The organism is Flavobacterium limicola (assembly GCF_003634755.1).
Lineage (GTDB): Bacteria > Bacteroidota > Bacteroidia > Flavobacteriales > Flavobacteriaceae > Flavobacterium > Flavobacterium limicola.
This window is the reverse complement of record NZ_RBXA01000001.1, coordinates 237,865-260,211: the sequence shown is the minus strand read 5'-3', so window position 1 is coordinate 260,211 and position 22,347 is coordinate 237,865. Positions and strand designations below refer to the sequence as shown.

Here is a 22,347-nt window from a genome sequence, read left to right as displayed (position 1 = left end):
GTTCATTTGCCCACACAAAAATTGAGAACCAAAATGCAGAAATTTGATGCTATTCGGCCATTTTATGATTCCGAAATAAACGAAGCACTTCATAATGTAGTTAATCATCCCATGATGAAAGCATTGATGAATTTTACTTTCCCGGATGTTGCGGATGAAGTTTGGAAAGAACAACTTCGCAAAACGCATTCTATTCGTGATTTTCAGTGTAATTTCATTTACAAATCGGTACAAAAAGTGCTCGAGAAAAGCTCTGAAGGATTGACCACTTCCGGTTTTGAAAACTTAGAACCCAATACTTCTTACTTATTTATATCCAATCATCGCGATATTCTTTTAGACACAACGTTGTTGAATACGGCTTTGTTTGAGCATGGTTTAGTGATGACTGCTTCAGCGATTGGCGATAATTTAGTCAAAAAAGCTTTTTTGAATACATTAGCAAAACTGAACCGGAACTTTCTGGTGCAACGTGGCTTAACGCCAAGGGAAATGCTGCAAAGTTCAAAGCTATTGGCAGAATATATTGGGAATTTATTGCTGCATGAAAACCGTTCCGTTTGGATTGCGCAACGCGAAGGAAGAACAAAAGACGGTAATGATGAGACCAATCCTGGTGTTTTGAAAATGCTTGGAATGGGTTCTGATGAAAAAAACCTGATGGATTATTTCAAAAAGATAAAAATTGTACCCGTTTCTATTTCTTATGAATACGATCCTACTGACGCTTTGAAAATGCCTCAATTAATGGCTGAAGCCAACAATGAAGTATACGTTAAAGAGAAAAATGAAGATTTCATGACGATTCTTAGCGGTGCTTTGGGACAAAAGAAAAGAATCCACATTCATGTAGGCAAAGTTTTAGATACAGAAATTGAAGCCATCAAAACTGAAAATGACAGTTCCAATAAGCAAATTGTTGCTTTGGCACAAGTCATTGACGATGCCATATTGAGCAATTATAAATTGTGGCCAACAAATTTCATCGCCTTTGATATTGTAAATAAGACTAATCGTTTCTCACATTTGTATACCGAAAATGAAAAATCATTATTCGAGCGCAGACTTGAAATGCGAATTGATCATGACAATCCTGTTGCCTTAGACGGTTTTCTAGCGATGTATGCTAATCCGGTTGTGAATAAATTAAAATATCACGATGTTGTATAAAGCCAAAATACTTTTAATCTATACTGGCGGAACCATCGGTATGAGAAAAGATTTTGAGACGGGAGCGCTCAAAGCTTTCAATTTTAGTAAATTATTACAACGCATTCCAGAATTGAAACAATTGGATTGTGAAATCGAAACCATTTCTTTCGAAAATCCAATTGATTCCTCGAATATGAATCCTGAAGAATGGGCTAAAATGGCAACCATTATTGAGGATAACTACACTTCATTTGACGGATTTGTGGTGCTTCATGGATCCGATACCATGTCATATTCGGCATCGGCGTTGAGTTTTATGCTCGAGAATTTATCGAAACCCGTGATTTTTACCGGATCTCAATTACCAATAGGGGATTTACGTACCGATGCTAAAGAAAACTTAATTACTGCTATTCAAATTGCATCTTTGCGAAACAATGATGAACCAGTTATCAGCGAAGTGTGTCTTTATTTTGAATATAAATTATATAGAGGCAATAGAACCACAAAGATTAATGCGGAACATTTTAAAGCATTTACCTCACCAAATTATCCTGAATTGGTGGAGTCTGGCGTGCATTTAAAATTAAACTCCGAGTTATTCCTGCCTAAAAACGAAAATAAAGAATTCAAGGTTCATAAAAACTTGGATAACAACGTTGCGATTATAAAAATGTTTCCAGGGATTAGCGAAGCTGTTTTAGCCGCTATTTTAAATATTCCAAATCTTAAAGGAATTGTTTTAGAAACGTACGGAGCTGGAAATGCTCCTACGGAAGATTGGTTTTTAAACCTATTAAGAAAAGCAATTACCTCAGGTTTATACATTGTCAATGTTACTCAATGCGCAGGTGGAAGCGTGAGTATGGGGCAATATGAGACCAGTACAGGAATGAAGGAAATTGGAGTGATTTCCGGAAAGGATATTACAACTGAAGCTGCAATCACTAAATTAATGTATTTGTTAGGCCAAAAAATAGATCAAAAAGACTTTAAAACTATTTTTGAAACTGGTTTGCGAGGTGAAATAGCATAATAGTTAGATTTTACTTTTCTAACTCATTTTTTTTATTGTTATTTGCAACCTCAAATGAAATAGAGAGGTGTCCGAGTGGTTGAAGGAGCTAGCCTGGAAAGCTAGTATGTGGGTAACTGCATCGTGGGTTCGAATCCCATCCTCTCTGCAAAAAAAAATAATGCTTCCTGAAAGGGGAGCATTTTTTGTTTTATAGCGCCGCAAACTTTTTAGTTTTTCTAAGGGTATAAAACAAAAAAGTGTCATGCATGAAATGCCAAGCATTACTTTCTTTGTGACCCGCCCTTTTTGGGATCAATGCAGTTGTTACTAATTTTGCTATTAAAAAATCCGTAAATCTGTGGCGGAATAATGCATTTATTTTTTGTAAATAAATAGTAGTTACCCAATACGAATTGTCAAGTAAAAAAGTTTATTAATTGGAATCTGTAACAGTTTTCAGTACTGTAGTTTCAAAACGTATTATTTGTTGTTATTACTTATCAAAAAAGCATCAAAATGGTATATTTGTAGCTTTATAATGAAAATTGAAACCTGAAATGTGTTTTGAACGACCATTAAACAATTTAAATCCAAAAAAATATGCGAATTTTTCTTAGTTGTTTTCTAATGCTAATGGTTGCTACTGTTTTTTCCCAAGAAAATACAACAACTCAAGATACTCTCGTTATGAAAGTTGACTCCTTGTATCGAGAAGATCAGTTTTATTTTTCAATAACCTATAATACATTGATGCATAAGCCGTCGGGGTTGTCCCAAAGTAAATTTTCTTCGGGTTTATCATTGGGTTTTTTAAGAGATATGCCCATCAATAAAAATAGAACTATCGCAATAGCATCCGGTATCGGTTTAACCTATAATAATTATAATCAGAATCTTGCTATTTCATCATCGGCTGAAAATCCGGTTTATACTTTCATCGATTCCGAAACGGAGTATGATAAAAATAAGTTTTCTCAATTATTAGTTGATGTTCCTATTGAGTTTAGATGGAGAACATCCACTTATGGAAGTCATAAATTTTGGAGAATTTATGGAGGAATGAAGTTCAGTTATTTAATTTATGACAGATCTATTTACAATAACGGTCAGGACAAAGTCATTGTTTCTGGGAATAAAGATTTTAATAAATTACAGTATGGGGCTTATATATCATCAGGCTATAATACGGTAAATGTGTACGTTTATTATGGATTGAATTCATTGTTTAAATCTGCAAAAATCAATGATGAATCTATTAACATGAAAGCATTGAATATTGGGGTTATATTTTACATTTTATAGCCATAAAATTAACAACAGTAACTGTGAAATTGCTCCCAAGGCAAACCCTATAATTAGCTCTGGATAGGTGTGTGCTTTCATCTCCAAGCGGGAAGAAGCTACAAAACCATTTAAAAGCATCAGTACTGCAATGGTAAATGTAATCTGAATTTGAAGATGCATGCTCAACCCAATAATAAATACTGTTATCGAACTTATCGCAATCATGTGAAGGCTCGCTTTTATATTGGTAAACACTAGAATGAGTGCCAATAAAGTGCTTAATAGTGTTCCCAAAAAGAAAAAGTGCAACTCTGGATAGCGATCTATGGTTATGTTATTTCGAACTAATAAGATAATCAAAAAACAATGCAGAATTAATGGGATTTTGCGCTGGGATGTTTGGGAAACCATTATAGAATCTATAATTCCTGTTGCGCGCAAAAGTAAGAATGCTAACACAGGAATAAATAAGGTTACAATCACAACTTGAAAAAAAACAAGTAGTTTTTCTTGGCTCACAAATTCAGTTCCATTCAAAAAAAGATAGAATAAGGTGGCCATTGCCGGTATAAATATCGGATGGAAAACATAAGAGAAAAAGGGAAGAATTTTTTTCAAGAGTTATTTTTTTTCAAAAACAAATATAAGCAATCTGTCAAAAACAGTGTCGTATAATCCTGTTGTTTGTTTATGTTTTATAAACGATAGTACTCATAATTATAGTATAACTGGGTTCTCGTTTTGAAAAGAAGTGGTATTTTTGGAAAAGTTATAGAGCAATAAGAACTATAATAAATATTTTTTCCAGAAAAGAAATTCACCTCAATCTCTTTTATTTCCATGAGTCAAAAAATCTTAAATAGCCTTCAAAGAATCACCGCAAAATATATTAGTAATCAAGAAAATGTAACCTTAGACAGTGTTTCTATAGACAGTCGTTCATTGCAGAACGGCCCTCATACGGTGTTCTTTGCATTGGTTGGCGCTCACATTGATGCACATTTTTATATCAAAGATTTAATTGATAATGGCGTTCAAAACTTTGTTGTGACCCATATTCCGGATGATTGTAAGGAGAACGCTAATTTTTATGTTGTTGAAAATACACTTATCGCCTTACAACAATTTGCTGCCAACTATCGCAGTCTTTTTGATTTCCCTATTATCGGGCTGACTGGAAGCAATGGTAAAACAATAGTAAAAGAATGGCTCAATTTTTTATTGAGTCCTGATTATAACGTTATCCGAAGTCCAAAGAGTTATAATTCCCAAATTGGTGTTCCGCTGTCCGTTATTGCGATTAATGAAAAACACAATTTAGGGATTTTTGAAGCGGGTATTTCCACTCGTTCTGAAATGGATAAATTGGAGGAGATTGTTAAGCCAACCATTGGAATTCTCACGAATATTGGAACTGCACACGATGAAGGGTTTACAACTACAGAAGAAAAAATAACTGAAAAATTAAAGCTTTTTGAACATTCCTGCGTTTTAATTTATCAAAAGAATAAAATTATTGACGCTTGTATCAATCCGGAAATCAAAACGTTTTCCTGGAGTTTTGTGGATAAAACTGCATCTGTTTTTGTTGCTAAAAAAAGCGTCTTAGAAAAGACTGTTTTGAATATTGAATTCGGTCAGGACCATTTTGAAATAAAAATTCCTTTTCAAGACGAGGCTTCGGTCGAAAATGCCATCTCTTGTTTGATGGTTTTGTTGTATTTTGAATACGATGCAGCCACCATTCAAAACCGAATGGAATTGCTGTATCCGGTTGAAATGCGCTTGAAAGTCAAAAATGGAATCAATAATTGCAGTATTATTGATGATAGTTACAGCTCGGATTTTCAGTCGTTGAAAATTGCACTGGATTTTCTAGAAAGTCAAAAACAATACAAGAAAAAAACGGTGATTTTGTCTGATATTTTTCAAAGTGGCTTGTCTACGGAGGCGCTTTACGCTAAAGTTTCTGAGTTGATTATTTCCAATAAAATTGACCGCGTTATTGGTATTGGAGAAACCATTTCGGCATTTAAAAATAAATTTACGAATTGTATTACTTTCGAAAATACTGCTGCCTTTGTAGCTGATTTTGAAAACCTCGATTTTGGTAATGAAACCATTTTGATAAAAGGTGCGAGATCGTTTCAGTTTGAAGAAATTGTGTATTTGCTAGAAGAGAAAACACATGAAACGGTTTTGGAAATCAATTTAAATGCAATCAGCTACAACTTGAATTTTTTTAAATCAAAGCTAAAGCCAAAAGTGAAAATTATGGTGATGGTAAAAGCATTTGGTTATGGAAATGGTGGACTCGAAATTGCCAAATTACTGGAATATCATAAGGTTGATTATTTAGGAGTGGCTTTTGCCGATGAAGGGATTTCATTGAAAAATGGAGGGATTCAGGTGCCTATTATGGTGCTGAATCCGGAGAATACGAGTTTTTCGGCCATCATCCAAAATCAATTAGAACCGGAAATTTACTGCTTGAAAGGACTTTATGCGTTTTTGAAAATAGCGAAACAGAAAAATTTAGAGCACTTCCCAATTCATATTAAATTTGATACGGGAATGCACCGACTGGGTTTTGAGGAAAACACGATTGATGAGCTAATAGCCGCGCTGAAAGGAAATACTACAGTTCAAATAAAAAGTATTCTGTCACACATGGCCACGAGTGATGATCTCGAACACATAGATTTTGCTCATTCACAAATTAATTTATTCGAAAAATTATCATCAAAATTGATGTCTGAGTTGCATATAAAACCTTTGCGACACATCTTAAATACCTCGGGAATCAGTAATTTTTCAGATTCACAATATGATATGGTCCGATTGGGAATTGGATTGTACGGCGTTTCAAATGACGCCGAAGAACAAAAACAACTCGAAAATGTGGGTACGCTGAAATCGGTGATTTCGCAAATAAGAACGATTGCAGCTGGAGAAAGTGTAGGGTATGGCCGCCGGTTTATAGCCGAAAAACCAACAAAAATTGCCACTATTCCTATTGGCTATGCCGATGGAATTTCCAGAGGTTGGGGAAATGGATTAGGATTTGTAATGATAAAAAATACCAAAGCATATATAGTTGGAAGTATTTGCATGGACATGCTTATGGTTGATGTTACTGGAATCGAATGTAAAGAGGGCGATTCTATACTTATTTTTGGGGAAAACCCAACGGTATCTTTTATCGCCGAAAAATTAAATACCATTCCCTATGAAATTCTCACCAGTATTTCGCAGCGTGTGAAACGGGTATTTTATCGCTAACAGCTAAACTAGAGGAAATGACTGTTAATTATGTTAAAATTTTTATTAAATTCGCTTATGAAGAAATGAATTTTTAACCTAAAAAGATAAATTATGGGATTTTTCAGTGATTTTAAAGCTTCTTTAATGAAAGGAGACGTTTTAAGTTTGGCAACTGCTGTTGTTATAGCGGGTGCATTTGGTAAAATTGTTGGATCCGCTGTGGATGATATCATTATGCCAATAGTAGGTTTGATAACTGGTGGAATCGATTTTACCCAGAAATTCATCACTTTAGACGGTAATAGTTATGCTGATTTACCTGCAGCAAAAGCAGCAGGAGCGGCAGTTATCACTTATGGAAATCTTGTGCAAGCAATTATTAACTTTGTTATTATCGCATTTTTTGTTTTTGTGATTTTAAGAGCTGCTGAGAAAGCGAAGAAAAAAGAAGTGGTTGTTGTAGCTGCTCCGGCTGGACCAACACAAGAAGAATTATTGACTCAGATAAGAGATTTATTGAAAAAGTAATTTCCGCTACACTATATATTCTAATTTATCCTGAATTCATTTCAGGACTAAACCGCTTCGTAATTGAGGCGGTTTTTCTTTTTGTTTAATAATAGGAAATAATGATTTGTTGTATTTATAACATTTTGTTATTTTTTGTGAAGCCGCTTGTTTTGGTTTTAATATTAGTTACTTTTGTATTTCAAATTTAATATTCAATAATAAAAATATAAGATGAGAATAGCAGTTGTAGGCGCTACTGGAATGGTTGGCGAAGTAATGTTGAAAGTTTTAGCAGAAAGAAATTTCCCTGTAACAGAATTAATTCCGGTTGCTTCTGAGCGATCAGTAGGAAAAGAGATTGAATACAAGGGCAAAAAATATAAAGTAGTAGGCATGCAAACGGCTGTTGATATGAAAGCAGATATTGCTTTGTTCTCTGCAGGTGGCGACACTTCACTGGAATGGGCTCCAAAATTTGCGGCAGCAGGAACAACGGTTATCGATAATTCCTCGGCTTGGAGAATGGACCCGACCAAGAAATTAATCGTTCCGGAAATCAATGCAGCTGAATTGACTGCAGCCGATAAAATCATTGCAAATCCTAACTGTTCTACGATACAAATGGTATTGGTTTTGGCCCCTTTGCACAAAAAATACAACATCAAACGTGTGATTGTTTCTACGTACCAATCCATCACTGGAACTGGCGTAAAAGCAGTACAACAATTGGAAAATGAATACGCAGGTGTTCAAGGTGAAATGGCTTATAAGTACCCAATTCATAGAAATGCGATTCCACAATGTGATTCATTTGAAGAAAATGGATACACCAAGGAAGAGATGAAACTAGTTCGTGAAACCAAAAAAATCTTAAGTGACAACACGATTGCCATTACAGCAACTGCGGTTCGTGTGCCAATTGTGGGCGGTCACAGTGAAGCGGTAAACGTAGAATTCTCAAATGATTTTGACGTAAACGAGGTAAGAAACATTTTGCATCATACCGATGGCGTAGTAGTTCAGGATAATAACGATACTTATACGTATCCAATGCCAATGTACGCACAAGGAAAAGATGAGGTTTTTGTAGGTAGAATTCGTCGTGACGAGAGCCAGGAAAATACATTGAATATGTGGATTGTTGCAGATAACTTGAGAAAAGGAGCAGCAACAAACACAATCCAAATTGCTGAATATTTGATTGCAGCTAAATTGGTGTAAATCAATTTTTATTTTTAAAATGAAACCATTTGTTTCGCAAAAATATATTTTGTGACACAAATGGTTTTCTTTTTTTCTTGTTTTTATTACCTTTGGCTCGAATGAAAAAGAATAAACTCATACTAAGTCTTTCTCTGGTTGTTACAGTATTGTTTTCAATGCTGTTCCAGTCTTGGCATACGTATGAGCATTTAGAAAAACAGCTTACGCAAAAGCAGTGTCACCATAAATACAATGTTACAGATACTGAAATCACGCACCAACATCACAAATTAGAGCATTGTTATGTTTGTGAATTTGCTTTTGGAAGTTACATTACCCCAAAAGATTTCTCCTATCAATTGTACTCCACTATTGAAGAAATCCCTTATTTTTTTACTGCAGCGGAAACAGTTATTTCGTTCTCCGGCAGTTTGTATTCCCTTCGAGGTCCACCAGTAAATAGTTAAAGCTGAATTTATTTCAGCACGAATCTCTTTTTATTTACTAAATAATTCCAGCCTCGGCTCCCTCTCCTTTGGAGAGGGCTGGGGAGAGGAAAAACTATACAATCATTTTCAATGAAAAAATTTATTATAGCCCTATTTTTGGGGTTTTCGGCGATGCTTCAAGCGCAAAATACCCTTTCGGGAACCGTGACCGATTTAAAAAACCAACCCATAAAAGGCGTTTCAGTCTATGCATCAGAATTGCATAAAGGAACCACAACAGATGAAAACGGAAAATATACTTTTTCAAATCTGCCAAATAGAAACTTAAAAATCAGCTTTACGTTCGTAGGATTTGCAACTCAAAATAAAACCATAAACAGTCTTCAAAAAGAAAACACACTTGATATTATTCTCGAAGAAGCAATTTTCGAAATGGACGAAGTTATTGTTTCCACCGCTTTCAATAAAATTCAATCACAAAACGTGATGAAAGTGGAGCACGAAAGTATCAAAAATTTGCAACGAAAAGGGACCGCTACTTTAATCGAAGGATTGGCTACTATTCCGGGAGTTTCTCAGGTTTCTACCGGAACATCTATTGGGAAACCAGTAATTCGTGGGTTGAGTGGGAATCGTGTTTTGGTGTATTCGCAAGGCGTTCGAATAGAAAATCAACAGTTTGGTGACGAACACGGTTTGGGATTGAACGACTCAGGAATAGAAAGCGTTGAGGTGATCAAAGGACCGGCTTCGTTGTTGTACGGCTCCGATGCTTTGGGTGGTGTTTTGTATTTTAACCCAGAAAAATTTGCCGATGCGAATACTTTTAAAGCGAACTTCAGTCAAAAATATTTCTCGAATACTGCCGGAAGCAGTTCTTCTTTGGGTTTGAAAACATCTACTGACAATTGGAAATTCATGGCTCGCGGAAGTTACAATACGCATTCTGATTATAAAATTGCAGATGGTGACCGAGTAACAAATACCCGTTACAATGAAACCGATTTTAAAACAGGAATTGGCTACAGCAATGCTAAATTTTCAAGTGTATTGCGTTACAATTACAATGAATTGGATTTAGGAATTCCGGAAGATGGGATAGCAGACCAATCTACTAGCAAGAAAACCGGATTTCCAAAACAAGGTGTTTTCAATCATTTATTGAGTTTAAACAATGTTTTCTTTTTCGAAAAATCAAAACTGGATCTTGATTTAGGGTATGTTGCTAATGATCGAAGTGAGTTTGAAGACAGCAATGTGGCCGTTTTACACATGAAACTGAAGACATTTAATTACAATGCAAAATACCATTTACCAAAAATGGGAAAAATAGAAACCATTCTGGGCGTTCAGGGAATGCACCAAACCAACACAAATTCAGGAGAAGAATATTTAATTCCGGATGCGGTAACGAATGATTTTGGTGTTTTTGGAACAGCTAATTATGAGTGGAATACAAATGTGTTGCAAGCCGGATTGCGTTTCGACAATAGAAATATTACTACGGATGCACAGGGAATTGCCGGAGAAGAAGGTTCTTTTGAAGCCATCGATAAATCATACGACAGTTTTAATGCGTCGTTGGGTTACAAAACCAATCTTGCCGATGATTTGACATTGCGTTTGAATGTTGCTTCTGGATTTAGGGCGCCAAATCTAGCTGAGTTAACTTCAAATGGAGTGCATGAAGGAACGAATCGCTATGAAGTAGGAAACAGCGATTTAGAAACGGAGCAAAACGTACAGACGGATTTGAATTTAGAATACAAAACGGATCATTTTGAGTTTTTTGTAAACGGATTTTACAATCACATCAACAATTATATCTACACTTCGCCAACAGGAGAAGTGATTGACGAAAATGCCGTTTTTGATTATGTTCAGGATAACGCCAAATTATACGGAGGTGAAATCGGATTGCATTTTCATCCGCATCCATTGGATTGGTTGCATTTTGAAACCAGTTTCGAAACCGTAACCGGCGAGAAAGAAAACGGAGATTACTTGCCGTTAATCCCTGCTAACAATTGGAATAACACCATTAGAACCGAATTCAAAATCAAAAACTGGTTGGAAGATGGTTTTGCAACTTTGAATGTTTCCAGCACGTTCAATCAAAAAAATGTAAGTGGATTTGAAACAGAAACGAATGGGTATAACTTAGTGAATTTAGGTTTTGGCGGAACAGTAAAACTGGGTAAAACCGCTTTTGATGTCAATATCAACGGGAATAATTTATTTGATAAAAGATACATTGCGCATCTTTCCCGTCTAAAAACAGATGGCATTCCAAACATTGGAAGAAACATCGTTTTGGGTGTTAATTTTAATTTGTAATTCATTTGTTTCAGCAAAAAAACAAAAACGCTATTCGAAAGAGTAGCGTTTTTTTGGTTTTTAACTTACAGGGCTTATATGTTTAATTTTTTTTAACATATAAGTCATATAAGTAGTTGCTGTATTGTCGTTAAAATCAATTATTTATTAATCAAGCTTTTTAACTTACATGACTTATATGTTTAATTTTAATCAACATATAATGCATATAAGCAATTGTCGTTTTCATGTTGAAAGCTAATGTTATTAAAAATAGAAGCGTTTTTAACTTACATGACCTAAGTATTTAATTATTTAACATATAAGTCATATAAGTAGTTGTTGTATTGTCGTTAAAATCAATTATTTATTAATCAAGCTTTTTTAACTTACATGACTTATATGTTTAATTTTATCAGCATATAAGTAGCAGTGGTTTTCTTATTGAAAGTAAATCCTAATCGAAAGAGTAGCGTTTTTTTTGGTTTTATTTAAGACTTTCCCATCTTTACAACACTAACTATTTCCTTATTTTTGTAACAACCTAAAACAGAATCTAATGAAATGAGCATTATGGTAATTGGGTCGCAAGCACCAATTATGATATGCAACTCGAGCATAGCGAACAGGTGAAACAATTACATATGACCTATGAAAAACAATAAATATTAACATATGAAAAAAACTTTTTTAATAATGGCTGTATCTTCTGCAATGGCGACTTTTGGCCAAAACCAAAAACCAAAACAGGTAACTTATCCCGTAACCACCAAAGGGGAAACGGTTGATGTGTATTTCGATACCAAGCTTCCGGATCCGTACCGCTGGCTTGAAGACGACAAATCTGCTGAAACGGGTGCTTGGGTAAAAGCCCAAAACGAAGTGACTTATGGTTATTTGGCACAAATTCCGTTTCGTGATGTGTTAAAAGCAAGAATGGAAAAACTGTGGAATTATGAAAAAATAGGCGCGCCTTTCAAAGAAGGGAATTTCACGTATTACTATAAAAATAACGGTTTACAAAACCAATCGGTGTTGTACAGAAAAGACGCCAAAGGAACCGAAACGGTGTTCTTGGACCCAAACACTTTTTCTAAGGACGGAACCACTTCGCTTGGCGGACTGGATTTCTCCAAAGACGGTTCTAAAGTTGCCTATGCCATTTCAGAAGGCGGAAGCGACTGGAGAAAAGTAATTATCATGGATGCCATTTCCCAAAAAATTATTGAAGACACGATTGTCGATGTGAAATTCAGCGGAGTTTCTTGGAAAGGAAACGAAGGTTTCTACTATTCCAGTTATGACAAACCAAAAGGAAGCGAATTATCGGCAAAAACCGACCAACATAAACTGTATTTCCACAAGTTAGGAACCGCACAAAAAGACGATAAAGTGATTTTTGGTGCCGACCAAAAACGCCGTTATGTAGGCGGTGGCGTGACCGAAGATGATCGTTATTTGGTTATCACAGCGTCTAATTCTACCTACGGAAACGAGTTGTACATCAAAGATTTGACAAAGCCCAACAGTCCTATTGTGACTATTGTGGACAATTTTAAAAGTGACAACAATATCATCGAAAACGAAGGCGGAAAATTATTCATAGAAACCGACTTGAATGCGCCCAACAAACGCATCGTTACCGTGGACGTCAGCAACCCGAAACCGGAAAACTGGAAAGATTTTATTGCAGAAACGGAGAATGTGTTGTCTCCATCAACAGGTGGCGGATATTTCTTTGCTAATTATATGAAAGATGCCGTTTCGGTGGTGAAACAATATGATTATTCCGGGAAACTGGTACGTGAAATCCAATTGCCTGGCGTAGGAACTGCCGGTGGTTTTGGCGGGAAGAAGAAAGAAAAAACATTGTATTATTCTTTCACAAATTACATCACTCCGGGTTCTATATTTTCATTCGAACCAGCAACAGGTACTTCGGCTGTGTATGAAAAACCAAAAGTAGATTTCGACAGCGAACTATACGAGTCTAAACAAGTATTTTATACTTCTAAAGACGGAACCAAAATCCCGATGATTATAACCCACAAAAAAGGATTGAAACTCGACGGAACAAATCCAACGATGCTTTACGGTTACGGAGGATTCAACGTGAGTTTGACACCAAGTTTCAGTATTGCCAATGCCGTTTGGATGGAAAACGGAGGTGTTTATGCCGTGCCTAATTTACGTGGTGGTGGCGAATACGGGAAAAAATGGCACGATGCGGGAACCAAAATGCAAAAACAAAATGTATTTGATGATTTCATCGCAGCGGCTGAATACTTGATTGCTCAAAAATATACGTCTTCACAATACTTGGCCATTCGTGGTGGATCAAACGGAGGATTGCTTGTGGGTGCTACCATGACGCAACGTCCGGATTTGATGCGAGTTGCTTTACCGGCAGTGGGAGTGATGGACATGTTGCGTTACCACACCTTTACTGCAGGAGCAGGTTGGGCGTATGATTACGGAACGGCGCAGGACAGCAAGGAAATGTTCAACTACATCAAGGGATATTCTCCCGTACACAACATACAAAAAGGGATTCAATACCCGGCAACCATGGTCACAACGGGCGATCACGATGATAGAGTAGTGCCGGCGCACAGTTTCAAATTTGCTGCCGAATTACAGGAAAAACAAACCGGAACAAACCCAACCCTAATCCGTATTGACATCAATGCAGGACACGGCGCTGGAAAATCTGTGGCGGCAACCATTCAGGAAAATGTCGATATTCAGGCCTTTACCTTATTCAACATGGGAGTGGTGTTATTGCCAGAGTTGGAATAACAACAATTGTAGATAAGGATTTTACCCTGAGCGATCCCGAAACTTCGGGAGAAGGGAGGAGCTATTTCCTGCTATCCGTTACAATCTTTATATCCGCCGAAAAGGCGGATATAAAGGATTTTTACTGCTATCAGGGCTAGGGCATTTGATTCCTCAGAAGATTGTCATTGCGAGAAACGAAGCAATCACATCATAAATTGATAAAAAGTTTAAAAAACGCTATTCGAAAGAGTAGCGTTTTTTTTGTGATTATCAAATTTTCATATAAAATTTTACTTACATAAGAAGATTTTAGAATTAAATCCAGGTTAATATTTTTTTTATTGATAAATTTGAATGCTTTACAAATTTTCATGAAAAATAAATTTACCTATATAGATCTTTTTGCGGGTTGTGGCGGATTATCACTAGGGTTGCATCAAGCAGGATGGCAAGGCATTTTTGCTGTAGAGAAAAGTCCTGATGCGTTTAAAACCTTAGAACACAACTTAATTAAAAATAAAAATCATTTTGATTGGCCAAAATGGTTGCCTACAAAGGCTTTAGAGATAAATTCAGTACTTGATAGCTACAATTCTAAATTAGAAAAACTCAAAGGAAAAGTGACAATGATAGCGGGAGGACCGCCTTGTCAAGGCTTTTCTATGGCAGGAAAGCGAAATGAGTTTGACTTAAGAAATGACCTTATAAACTCTTATATTAATTTTGTTAAAATTGTTGAACCTAAAATTATTTTCTTTGAAAATGTGAAGGGGTTTACAATGGAATTTAAGAAAAATAAAGAAAAAGGAGTTGCTTATTCTTCACAAGTGACTCGAAAACTTGATGAAGCCGGATATTATGTGAAAGGACAGTTGGTTAATTTTGGTGATTACGGAGTTCCTCAAAAAAGAACCCGTTTTATTCTTGTGGGAATAAAAAAGACTTTGAAAAATGCTACACAAGAAAAAGCAGAAAGTTTTTTTGATTCTTTAGAAGAAAATCGATTTGACTTTTTGAAACAAAAAGGATTAAATGTTAAGACAAATCTTCAGGATGCAATTTCTGATTTATTTAAGAAAAATGGATTAGAAGAAACTCCTGAATATCCAAGTTTTCAATCTGGGGTTTACGGAAAGCAAAAAGGGAATTATCAAAAACTTATGCGTGAAGGTGTTGAGAACAAAATAGCGGATAGTCACCGTTTTCCAAAACATTCTTCAATAATTATTGAAAGATTCCAAAACATACTTGAAGAAACTAAAGACAGAAGAAATTTAAACATCAGTAAATTAATTCAAGAGAAATATAGCATTAAAAAACGTACAGTTATTCCTCTGAATAGTATTGATAAAACTCCAACAATTACTACTCTTCCAGATGATTATATTCATTATTCTGAACCTCGTATTTTGACGGTTCGTGAATATGCACGTATTCAATCATTTCCGGACTGGTATAAATTTCAAGGGAAATATACTACAGGTGGAAAATTAAGAACGCAAGAAGTACCAAGATATACACAAATAGGAAACGCAATTCCGCCACTTTTTAGTGAACAAAGTGGATTGATTCTAAAACAACTTATTTAAAAGAATGCAAAATCCATTATCATTCAAAGTTAGTTCTGCTTTAAAGAATATTATTGGAAGTGATTTAATCAATGATGATTTTATTGCTGTTTTTGAATTAGTAAAAAATGCTTATGATGCTCACGCAACAAAAGTTGAAATTATATTTGAAAACATTTATTCTAGTAGAGCAAAAATAATTATCAAGGATAATGGTAAAGGAATGAACTATGACGATCTTATAAATAAATGGTTGTTTGTAGCATATTCTGCAAAAATTGAAGGAACAGAGGAAGATAATTATGACTATAGAGACAAAATTAAAGTAAAAAGAGCTTACGCAGGAGCTAAAGGTATTGGTCGCTTCTCTTGTGATAGACTTGGAAGTAATCTTTATTTAGAAACCATAAAAGAAGAACTAAATCCAAAAGTAGAAGTTTTAATAACTGACTGGAATAAATTTGAAGGAGATATTAAAGATGAATTTGTTAATATAACAGTATTACAGGAAACAATTGAAGAAAGTCATTATGATATTGAACACGGTACTGTTCTTGAGATTACGAATCTAAAAAGTAAATGGAATAGAGATAAATTTCTACAGTTAAAAGATGCTCTTTCAAGATTAATAAATCCTAATACAATTAATGAAAATGATTCATTTAATATAGTATTAAAAGTTAAAGAAGAACTTGAAAATGATAAAGAACAGATTCTAAAAAACAAGAAACAAGTAAATCATCCTAAAAGTCCCATTGATCCAAATTTAGTAAAATATATAAAGGTCGTAAACGGAGAAATTCAAAATCTTATTTTTGATGCTTTAGGTATAAAAACTACCTACATTGAGTCTAAAGTTTCTGATTCTGAAATAATTACAACTTTATTTGAAGCGGGTAAAATGGTATATTCAGTAACTGAAGAAAATCCATTTGAAAACTTTACAGACTTGAATTTTTCAATTTATTATTTGAATGTATCTGCCAAATCAACTTTTAGTAGGAGAATGGGTTTACAGCCAGTTGAATATGGTCATATTTTTGTTTACAAAAATGGTCTTAGGATTTTTCCTTATGGAGAAAGAGCTAAAGATCCATTAAAAATGGATAATAGAAAAGCCCAAGGACATAGTAGATATTTAGGTACTAGAGAAGTTATCGGTTATATTTCAATAGAAGGGAAAAATAATAATCTTCGAGAAACATCCAGTAGAGGCGATGGATTAATAAAAACTGAAACTTATTTTGATTTAGAAAATTGGTTTTATGAAACATTAAAAAAATTAGAGAAATATATTATCGATGTTACTGACTGGGGAAATTCACTTTCTCCAGAAGAATTTATCAATTTTGATAATATTTTTGTAAAAAACAAAGGTCAAGAAAATGAGAAAATTTATGATATTAATGATAACTTAAGAAAATTATTAAACGGATTAACAAATTCAAAAAATGTTATAAGATTTGAGGTTTCGGATGAAATTTTAAGCATTTTAAATAAAAAATCGGAAAACTCTATAAATACAGTATTAAGCAATCTTACCGAACAAATAAAAACTGATTCTTTTAATAAAGATGATGTTATTAGTACAATTAAGAAAGCAGAGAAAAAAATTGAAGATCTTCGTAAAGTAAAAGATGAAGCAGAAGCAGAAGCGTTTGAAAAGTTAATAGAGAACGAAAAACTTTCAAAAGAATTAAATGAAGAAATTTCAAAAAAACTATTTGACAACTCAATAAACCATAGAGATAAAAAAGATTTATTAACATTACAGCATCAAATAGTTCATACTGCTGGGAACATAACTTTTAGTCTTGATGAGTTAGTAAAATCAATAAACAGCAATTTATCCAAAGACAAATTAATTGAAGAAGTTCTTAATATTAATCTAGAAGTTAAAAAAATATTAAGTGCTTCAAGATTTGTAACAAATGCTGGATTTAGCATGGAAAGTGAAAGAATAACAGAAGATATAGTTCAGTTTTCATATGATTATGTTGTAAACAATTATATTCCAATCAATTCATTCATACATCAAAAAAGACCAATTAAAATAGTATTTGAACCTTTAGAAAATATAGGATATAAAATTAAGTTTAGGCCATTAGAAATAACAGTTTTATTTGATAATTTATTTAGTAATTCAAAAAAAGCGAATTCAAAAAATATATTTATTAAATGGGTTAAAACTAAATCCGATATTGTACTTTATTTTAAAGACGATGGCGACGGAATTCCCGAAGAGATTAAAGATAAAATATTTGACTTTGGATATACCAAAACAAATGGTTCAGGAATAGGACTTTATCAAACAAAAGAGACCTTGAAAAAATTAGGTGCGTCAATAAGAATAAATAATGATTTTGAAAAAGGTGTTGAATTTATAATAACATTTCCATTATGAAATTAGATTACAATATTTTATGGGTTGATGATAGAATTAAAGAACGTCCTTTTCAAAAAATATTAGCAGAAACAAAAGAGTTTCTTTTGGGGCAATATTTTAATTGCAACATCATTGAAGCTGAAGATTACAATGAGTTTGTGAAGATATTTTCTATTAAAAAAGAATTTGATATAATTATAACTGATTATTCTTTAGATGAAGGTACTTTTGGTAATCAAGTAATTGATTTTATTAGAAACAGTCAACATAATTTCACAGAAATATTTTTTTATTCAGCAAATAGCGATTTAAAAGACATAAAACTTTATAGTAATAATCGCATAACTTTTTTTCAATTAACAGGAGGTGACTACAAAGAATTGGAGAATGAAATATTGGAAGTAATTAACCAAACTATAAAAAAATTTCAGAATATTGTTGCAATGCGAGGGATGATTATGAATGAGGTAAGTAGCCTTGATGCACAAATGCTAGAAATAGTAGAAAACTATATTAGTAAAACTGAACATCAAAAAATCATTGATAGAGTACTAGATGAACTCATTAGCTTTCATAGTGAAAAACTAGATAAATCACAGAGATATAAAAAAAACAATAACTTCAATAAAGTATTGTCTGAGCCTATACTTTTTTCTTCATCTCAAAGGGCAAGTGCAATTGAAGAAATAGCAGATTCTATTGGTGTGCCAAATTTCATTAAGGAATTTAGAATAAATATCATAAAAGTTAGGAATGAATTTGCTCATGCTGTTTTTGTTAAAGACGAAGGGACTGGCAGAGAATATTTTATAGATAAAAAAGATGGAATTGACTTTAATGAAGATAAATGTAGAGATATAAGAAAAAATATAAATATTCATAAAGAAAATTTAGAAAATCTTCAATCTAAAATTGGTTAAATGCAACCAAGAAACCTATGGACACGCGAAGAACTTATTCTCGCATTTAACTTGTACCTCAAATTACCTTTTGGTAAAATGCACAAACGTACTCCTGAAATTATTGAGCTCGCTAAACTTTTAGGGAGAACGCCAAGTTCTATTGGTATGCGGTTGGGGAATTTTGCCAGTGTTGATCCCTATCATCAAGAAAGAGGGGTTGGTGGTTTAAAAGGAGGAATGAATCAGGTAAAACCTATTTGGGATGAATTCTTCCACAACCAAGAAGAGTTAGTCTTTCTAAGTGAACAAATTCTCGCTCAAAAAGAAAATACTTCCATAGAAAGCAAATACCAAGATATTCTCTTTGACTTAAAAGGATTAAAAGGGGAAACGGTCATTCGAGAAGTAAAAACGAGAGTAAATCAATCGGTTTTTAGACAAATGGTTTTAACAAATTACACAACAAAATGCGCCATAACAGGAATCGATATTCCAGAGTTGCTTTTGGCAAGCCATATTGTTCCTTGGTCAAAAAATGAAAATGAAAGATTAAATCCTGAGAACGGTATTTGTCTTTCGGCACTTTACGACAAAGCTTTCGATAAAGGATTAATAGGAATTAATCAAAATTACCAAGTGATATTGTCCGCCAATTTAAAAAAGAAAAAAGAAACTTCTTTTTACCAAAGCCATTTTGCTTCTATTGAAAATCTAAAAATCACGAATCCCATAAAATATTTGCCTCGGAAAGAATTTCTGGAATACCATTTAGATACTATCTTTGATAGATAATAATCTCCACAATGGAAAAGATTTCCAAAGAACAGAGAAGCAATATCATGCGAGCTATTCGTAGCACGAACACCAAAGCTGAAGTCCGATTGGCAAAAGCGCTATGGAATCTTGGTTATCGTTACCGTAAAAACAACAGAACTGTTTTCGGGACACCAGATTTAACATTCAAAAAACTCAAAATTGCTATTTTTGTAGACAGTGAATTCTTCCACGGCAAAGATTGGGAAACCCAAAAAGACCGCGTGAAAACCAATACAGAGTTTTGGCAAAAGAAAATAGAACGCAACATCCAAAGAGACATTGAAGTCAACAATTATCTCGAATCACGAAACTGGAAAGTGCTTCGTTTCTGGAGTGAACAAATAGAAAAAAATCTGGAAGATTGCGCAGCTACAATCCAATCCGAAATTATTTCGAGACAAAATCAGGAAAGACAATCCTAAACTTGAAACCAGAATTTAATTCCCTTCCTCAACACAATAATTTCTCTCTTTTATTTTCCCAATGTTTTATTAATTGGTTCGGTTTTTTGTGTTTCAATCTGTAAATTTGAAAGAGAACATTAAATATATAAAAACATGACAGTACAAATCAACACAGACAACAATGTAGAAGGACACGCACGTTTGAAAGCGTATATTGCGGATGAAATAGCAACGACTTTAGCACGTTTTGAAGATAAAATAACCCGTTTAGAAGTACACCTTGGTGACGAAAACAGCGATAAAGGTGGCGTAAACGACAAACGATGCCTGATCGAAGCAAGACCAAATAACATGCAGCCTGTAGCGGTTACCAATCATGCGGATACTACCGAAAAAGCCTTTCACGGAGCCTTAGACAAAATCAAAAAAGTGTTGGAAACAACTTTCGAAAAAAAGAAAACCTATTAAATAGTTGCCTTTTGGGAAATACCAAAAAAAAATGACAATGTCGAATAAAGACAGTGTCATTTTTTTTTTGCTTCTTATTCTTTTGAATCGCTCTAAGCTTGATTTTGAAATAGTAAGGAAGCCAGAGTTCCATCTCTTTTGTATACATCTTCATAAAAATGTACAACACCATCGTCACTTACCCAAGCAGTAAAATAACCAATGTAAACGGGAATTTTATTCTTTAACGTGTACCAGTATTCCTCGCCGCCGTTCATCGTGGTTTCTATTCTTTCAGGACTCCATTTTTTATCATTTTTCATGATAGCGTTGGCAAGATCTTTTGGTCTAGCCACACGTATACAACCATGGCTGAAAGCGCGGTCTTCCTTGCCAAATAAACTTTTGGATGGAGTATCATGCAAATAAATAGCATTTGAATTTGGAAACAAAAACTTCACCAGTCCTAATGAGTTTTCAGGTCCGGGTCTTTGTCTGACATAACTGTCTTTCCATTCCATGTCATGTTCTTCCAGGTAATTAGGGTTCTTTTCAATGGCGGGCAGTATTTCATTATTTAAAATACTTTTTGGAACATTCCAATACGGTCTGAATACGATATGTTTCATTGGGGCGCTAAAAATCACTGTTTTGTGCAAAACTTTCCCTACTACAACTTTAGATATTAATTCAGGTTCTCCATTTCTGAAAAACGTTAATTCATAAGCAGGAATATTCACGACAATAAGTTCTTTTGATTTAGTAACATCATTCGAAATCCAACGGCAGCGTTCCATATTGACCATAAGGGTTTTGATACGTTCAGCTACAGGTATATTCATGTATTTAATGTGTTCCGGCAGAATGGTTTTGTCGATAGTATTACCACTTCGTTTTTTGAATTTCAAAATGGATGTTTCTAATTCTGAGTCATAAACAGCACTTTTAGAATCTCTTGAAATGTCACCAGTAACCAATAATCGTGTTCTGATTTGCGCAATTATAGCAGCACTGTCGCCCGGTTTATACGATTTAACCTTTGGGTCCAAAGCAATGGTTTTCCAACCGCCCTTTTTCTGCATGACACGGTATTCTTGCAAAGCGTCTTTCAGCAAGTAATATTGTTTCAAAACGCCTTTTTCTTCCTTGTTTATTAACGAAGGATCTATAAGAAGCGAATCTAAATAACTAACATAAGATTGTTTCTTTCGAGGTAAAAACCATTCCAAATCCTTAGTTTTTTGAGTGCTGATACCGTCATACACTTTATCAGCATAGAAAAAATACAACGCTGAACTTAAAAGTTCGATATCAAGATCTGCTTTTTGAATGTCACTAGTGTCATCATAAATGTCATCAATTTGATCGCTGTAAGGAATAACGGTTTGAATTCCTTCCTGAGCGAAATTGTTGATTTTTGTGTATAATACTCCGGCAAATTCGTTAAGACCGTCTTTATCATACCAGATATAATGAAATTGATGTTTGCGATATAGTTTTTCAACATCTGCCTGATACATCTTTAATTTGGGATGTTTTTCGAAAAAAGTAGCTACCTGCGTACTGTCGAAAGTGGCATTTTCTATATTTTTTGAACTGCTCTGATTTTCTGACAGATTTGCTTTCTTTTTACAGGAAACGGCTGTAAATAGTATTGTAAAAACAATAATTAGTATTGGTGAAAATAATTTTTTCATAGTTTGACATTTTATTCTTGAGAATTCATCTTAAGCGGTGCAAAAATAATGCAAAACTAGTGCCGTACTACTAGCGTTAAGTCGGTGACGTTTTTGACAATTGAAAATTTATCGTTAATCTGAAAGCGTTTTTTGAAGAAACATTAATTC

Annotated in this window: 17 protein-coding genes and 1 tRNA gene; 16 read left to right on the top strand and 2 right to left on the bottom strand. The window is 34.2% G+C overall.

What is annotated here, in order from left to right:
- The first annotated feature begins 33 nt into the window (after positions 1–33).
- From BC952_RS01110 to BC952_RS01095, 4 genes are all read left to right on the top strand, one after another.
- Positions 34–1,170, top strand: a complete 1,137-nt coding sequence (locus BC952_RS01110; RefSeq protein WP_121363892.1) for a 1-acyl-sn-glycerol-3-phosphate acyltransferase — start codon at positions 34–36, stop codon at positions 1,168–1,170.
- Complete coding sequence (locus tag BC952_RS01105; protein WP_121363891.1) at positions 1,160–2,188, top strand: asparaginase; 1,029 nt, start codon at positions 1,160–1,162, stop codon at positions 2,186–2,188. Before BC952_RS01110 ends, BC952_RS01105 begins: the two co-directional genes overlap by 11 nt.
- Positions 2,189–2,249: 61 nt before the next feature.
- Positions 2,250–2,336 (top strand) — tRNA-Ser (locus tag BC952_RS01100).
- Positions 2,337–2,857: 521 nt separating this feature from the next.
- Complete coding sequence (locus BC952_RS01095) at positions 2,858–3,472, top strand: porin family protein (RefSeq protein WP_244200074.1); 615 nt, start codon at positions 2,858–2,860, stop codon at positions 3,470–3,472.
- On the opposite strand, the gene BC952_RS01090 is transcribed toward BC952_RS01095, so the two are convergent.
- A complete protein-coding gene (locus BC952_RS01090) occupies positions 3,467–4,072 on the bottom strand; it encodes a hypothetical protein (RefSeq protein WP_121363889.1) in 606 nt (201 codons plus the stop codon). The genes BC952_RS01095 and BC952_RS01090 overlap by 6 nt on opposite strands.
- Positions 4,073–4,294: 222 nt before the next feature.
- Between BC952_RS01090 and BC952_RS01085 the strand changes: the two genes are divergently transcribed.
- The 12 genes from BC952_RS01085 (at position 4,295) to BC952_RS01030 (ending at position 20,521) form a co-directional block, all read left to right on the top strand.
- Entirely contained in the window at positions 4,295–6,736 is a 2,442-nt protein-coding gene (locus BC952_RS01085; protein ID WP_121363888.1) for a bifunctional UDP-N-acetylmuramoyl-tripeptide:D-alanyl-D-alanine ligase/alanine racemase, read from the top strand.
- A 93-nt stretch (positions 6,737–6,829) separates the two neighbouring features.
- The gene (gene mscL, locus BC952_RS01080; protein ID WP_091172689.1) at positions 6,830–7,246 is read left to right on the top strand and encodes a large conductance mechanosensitive channel protein MscL; all 417 of its coding nucleotides are present in this window, start codon (positions 6,830–6,832) and stop codon (positions 7,244–7,246) included.
- Between the two features lie 213 nt (positions 7,247–7,459).
- The gene (locus tag BC952_RS01075; protein WP_121363887.1) at positions 7,460–8,449 is read left to right on the top strand and encodes an aspartate-semialdehyde dehydrogenase; all 990 of its coding nucleotides are present in this window, start codon (positions 7,460–7,462) and stop codon (positions 8,447–8,449) included.
- A gap of 101 nt (positions 8,450–8,550) precedes the next feature.
- Positions 8,551–8,898 carry a hypothetical protein gene (locus BC952_RS01070; protein WP_121363886.1) on the top strand — a complete coding sequence of 116 codons (348 nt, stop codon included), beginning with the start codon at positions 8,551–8,553 and terminating at the stop codon, positions 8,896–8,898.
- A gap of 111 nt (positions 8,899–9,009) precedes the next feature.
- Positions 9,010–11,217, top strand: a complete 2,208-nt coding sequence (locus BC952_RS01065) for a TonB-dependent receptor (RefSeq protein ID WP_121363885.1) — start codon at positions 9,010–9,012, stop codon at positions 11,215–11,217.
- Positions 11,218–11,892: 675 nt separating this feature from the next.
- Positions 11,893–13,995: a prolyl oligopeptidase family serine peptidase gene (locus BC952_RS01060; protein ID WP_425269342.1), complete on the top strand. Its 2,103-nt coding sequence runs from the start codon at positions 11,893–11,895 to the stop codon at positions 13,993–13,995.
- A 353-nt stretch (positions 13,996–14,348) separates the two neighbouring features.
- A complete protein-coding gene (locus tag BC952_RS01055; RefSeq protein ID WP_121363883.1) occupies positions 14,349–15,566 on the top strand; it encodes a DNA cytosine methyltransferase in 1,218 nt (405 codons plus the stop codon).
- Between the two features lie 4 nt (positions 15,567–15,570).
- Positions 15,571–17,949, top strand: a complete 2,379-nt coding sequence (locus tag BC952_RS01050; RefSeq protein ID WP_121363882.1) for a sensor histidine kinase — start codon at positions 15,571–15,573, stop codon at positions 17,947–17,949.
- Positions 17,946–18,851: a DNA-binding transcriptional response regulator gene (locus BC952_RS01045; RefSeq protein WP_121363881.1), complete on the top strand. Its 906-nt coding sequence runs from the start codon at positions 17,946–17,948 to the stop codon at positions 18,849–18,851. The genes BC952_RS01050 and BC952_RS01045 overlap by 4 nt, the downstream gene beginning before the upstream one ends.
- Positions 18,852–19,625, top strand: a complete 774-nt coding sequence (locus BC952_RS01040) for an HNH endonuclease (protein WP_121363880.1) — start codon at positions 18,852–18,854, stop codon at positions 19,623–19,625. It abuts the gene before it with no gap.
- Between the two features lie 11 nt (positions 19,626–19,636).
- Entirely contained in the window at positions 19,637–20,071 is a 435-nt protein-coding gene (locus BC952_RS01035) for a very short patch repair endonuclease (RefSeq protein WP_121363879.1), read from the top strand.
- A gap of 135 nt (positions 20,072–20,206) precedes the next feature.
- Positions 20,207–20,521 (top strand): HPF/RaiA family ribosome-associated protein, encoded by a 315-nt coding sequence (locus BC952_RS01030; RefSeq protein ID WP_091255890.1) that lies wholly within the window; start codon positions 20,207–20,209, stop codon positions 20,519–20,521.
- Between the two features lie 92 nt (positions 20,522–20,613).
- Here the strand turns inward: BC952_RS01030 and BC952_RS01025 are convergent, their stop codons facing one another.
- Positions 20,614–22,197 (bottom strand): L,D-transpeptidase family protein, encoded by a 1,584-nt coding sequence (locus BC952_RS01025; protein WP_121363878.1) that lies wholly within the window; start codon positions 22,195–22,197, stop codon positions 20,614–20,616.
- Positions 22,198–22,347 lie beyond the last annotated feature (150 nt).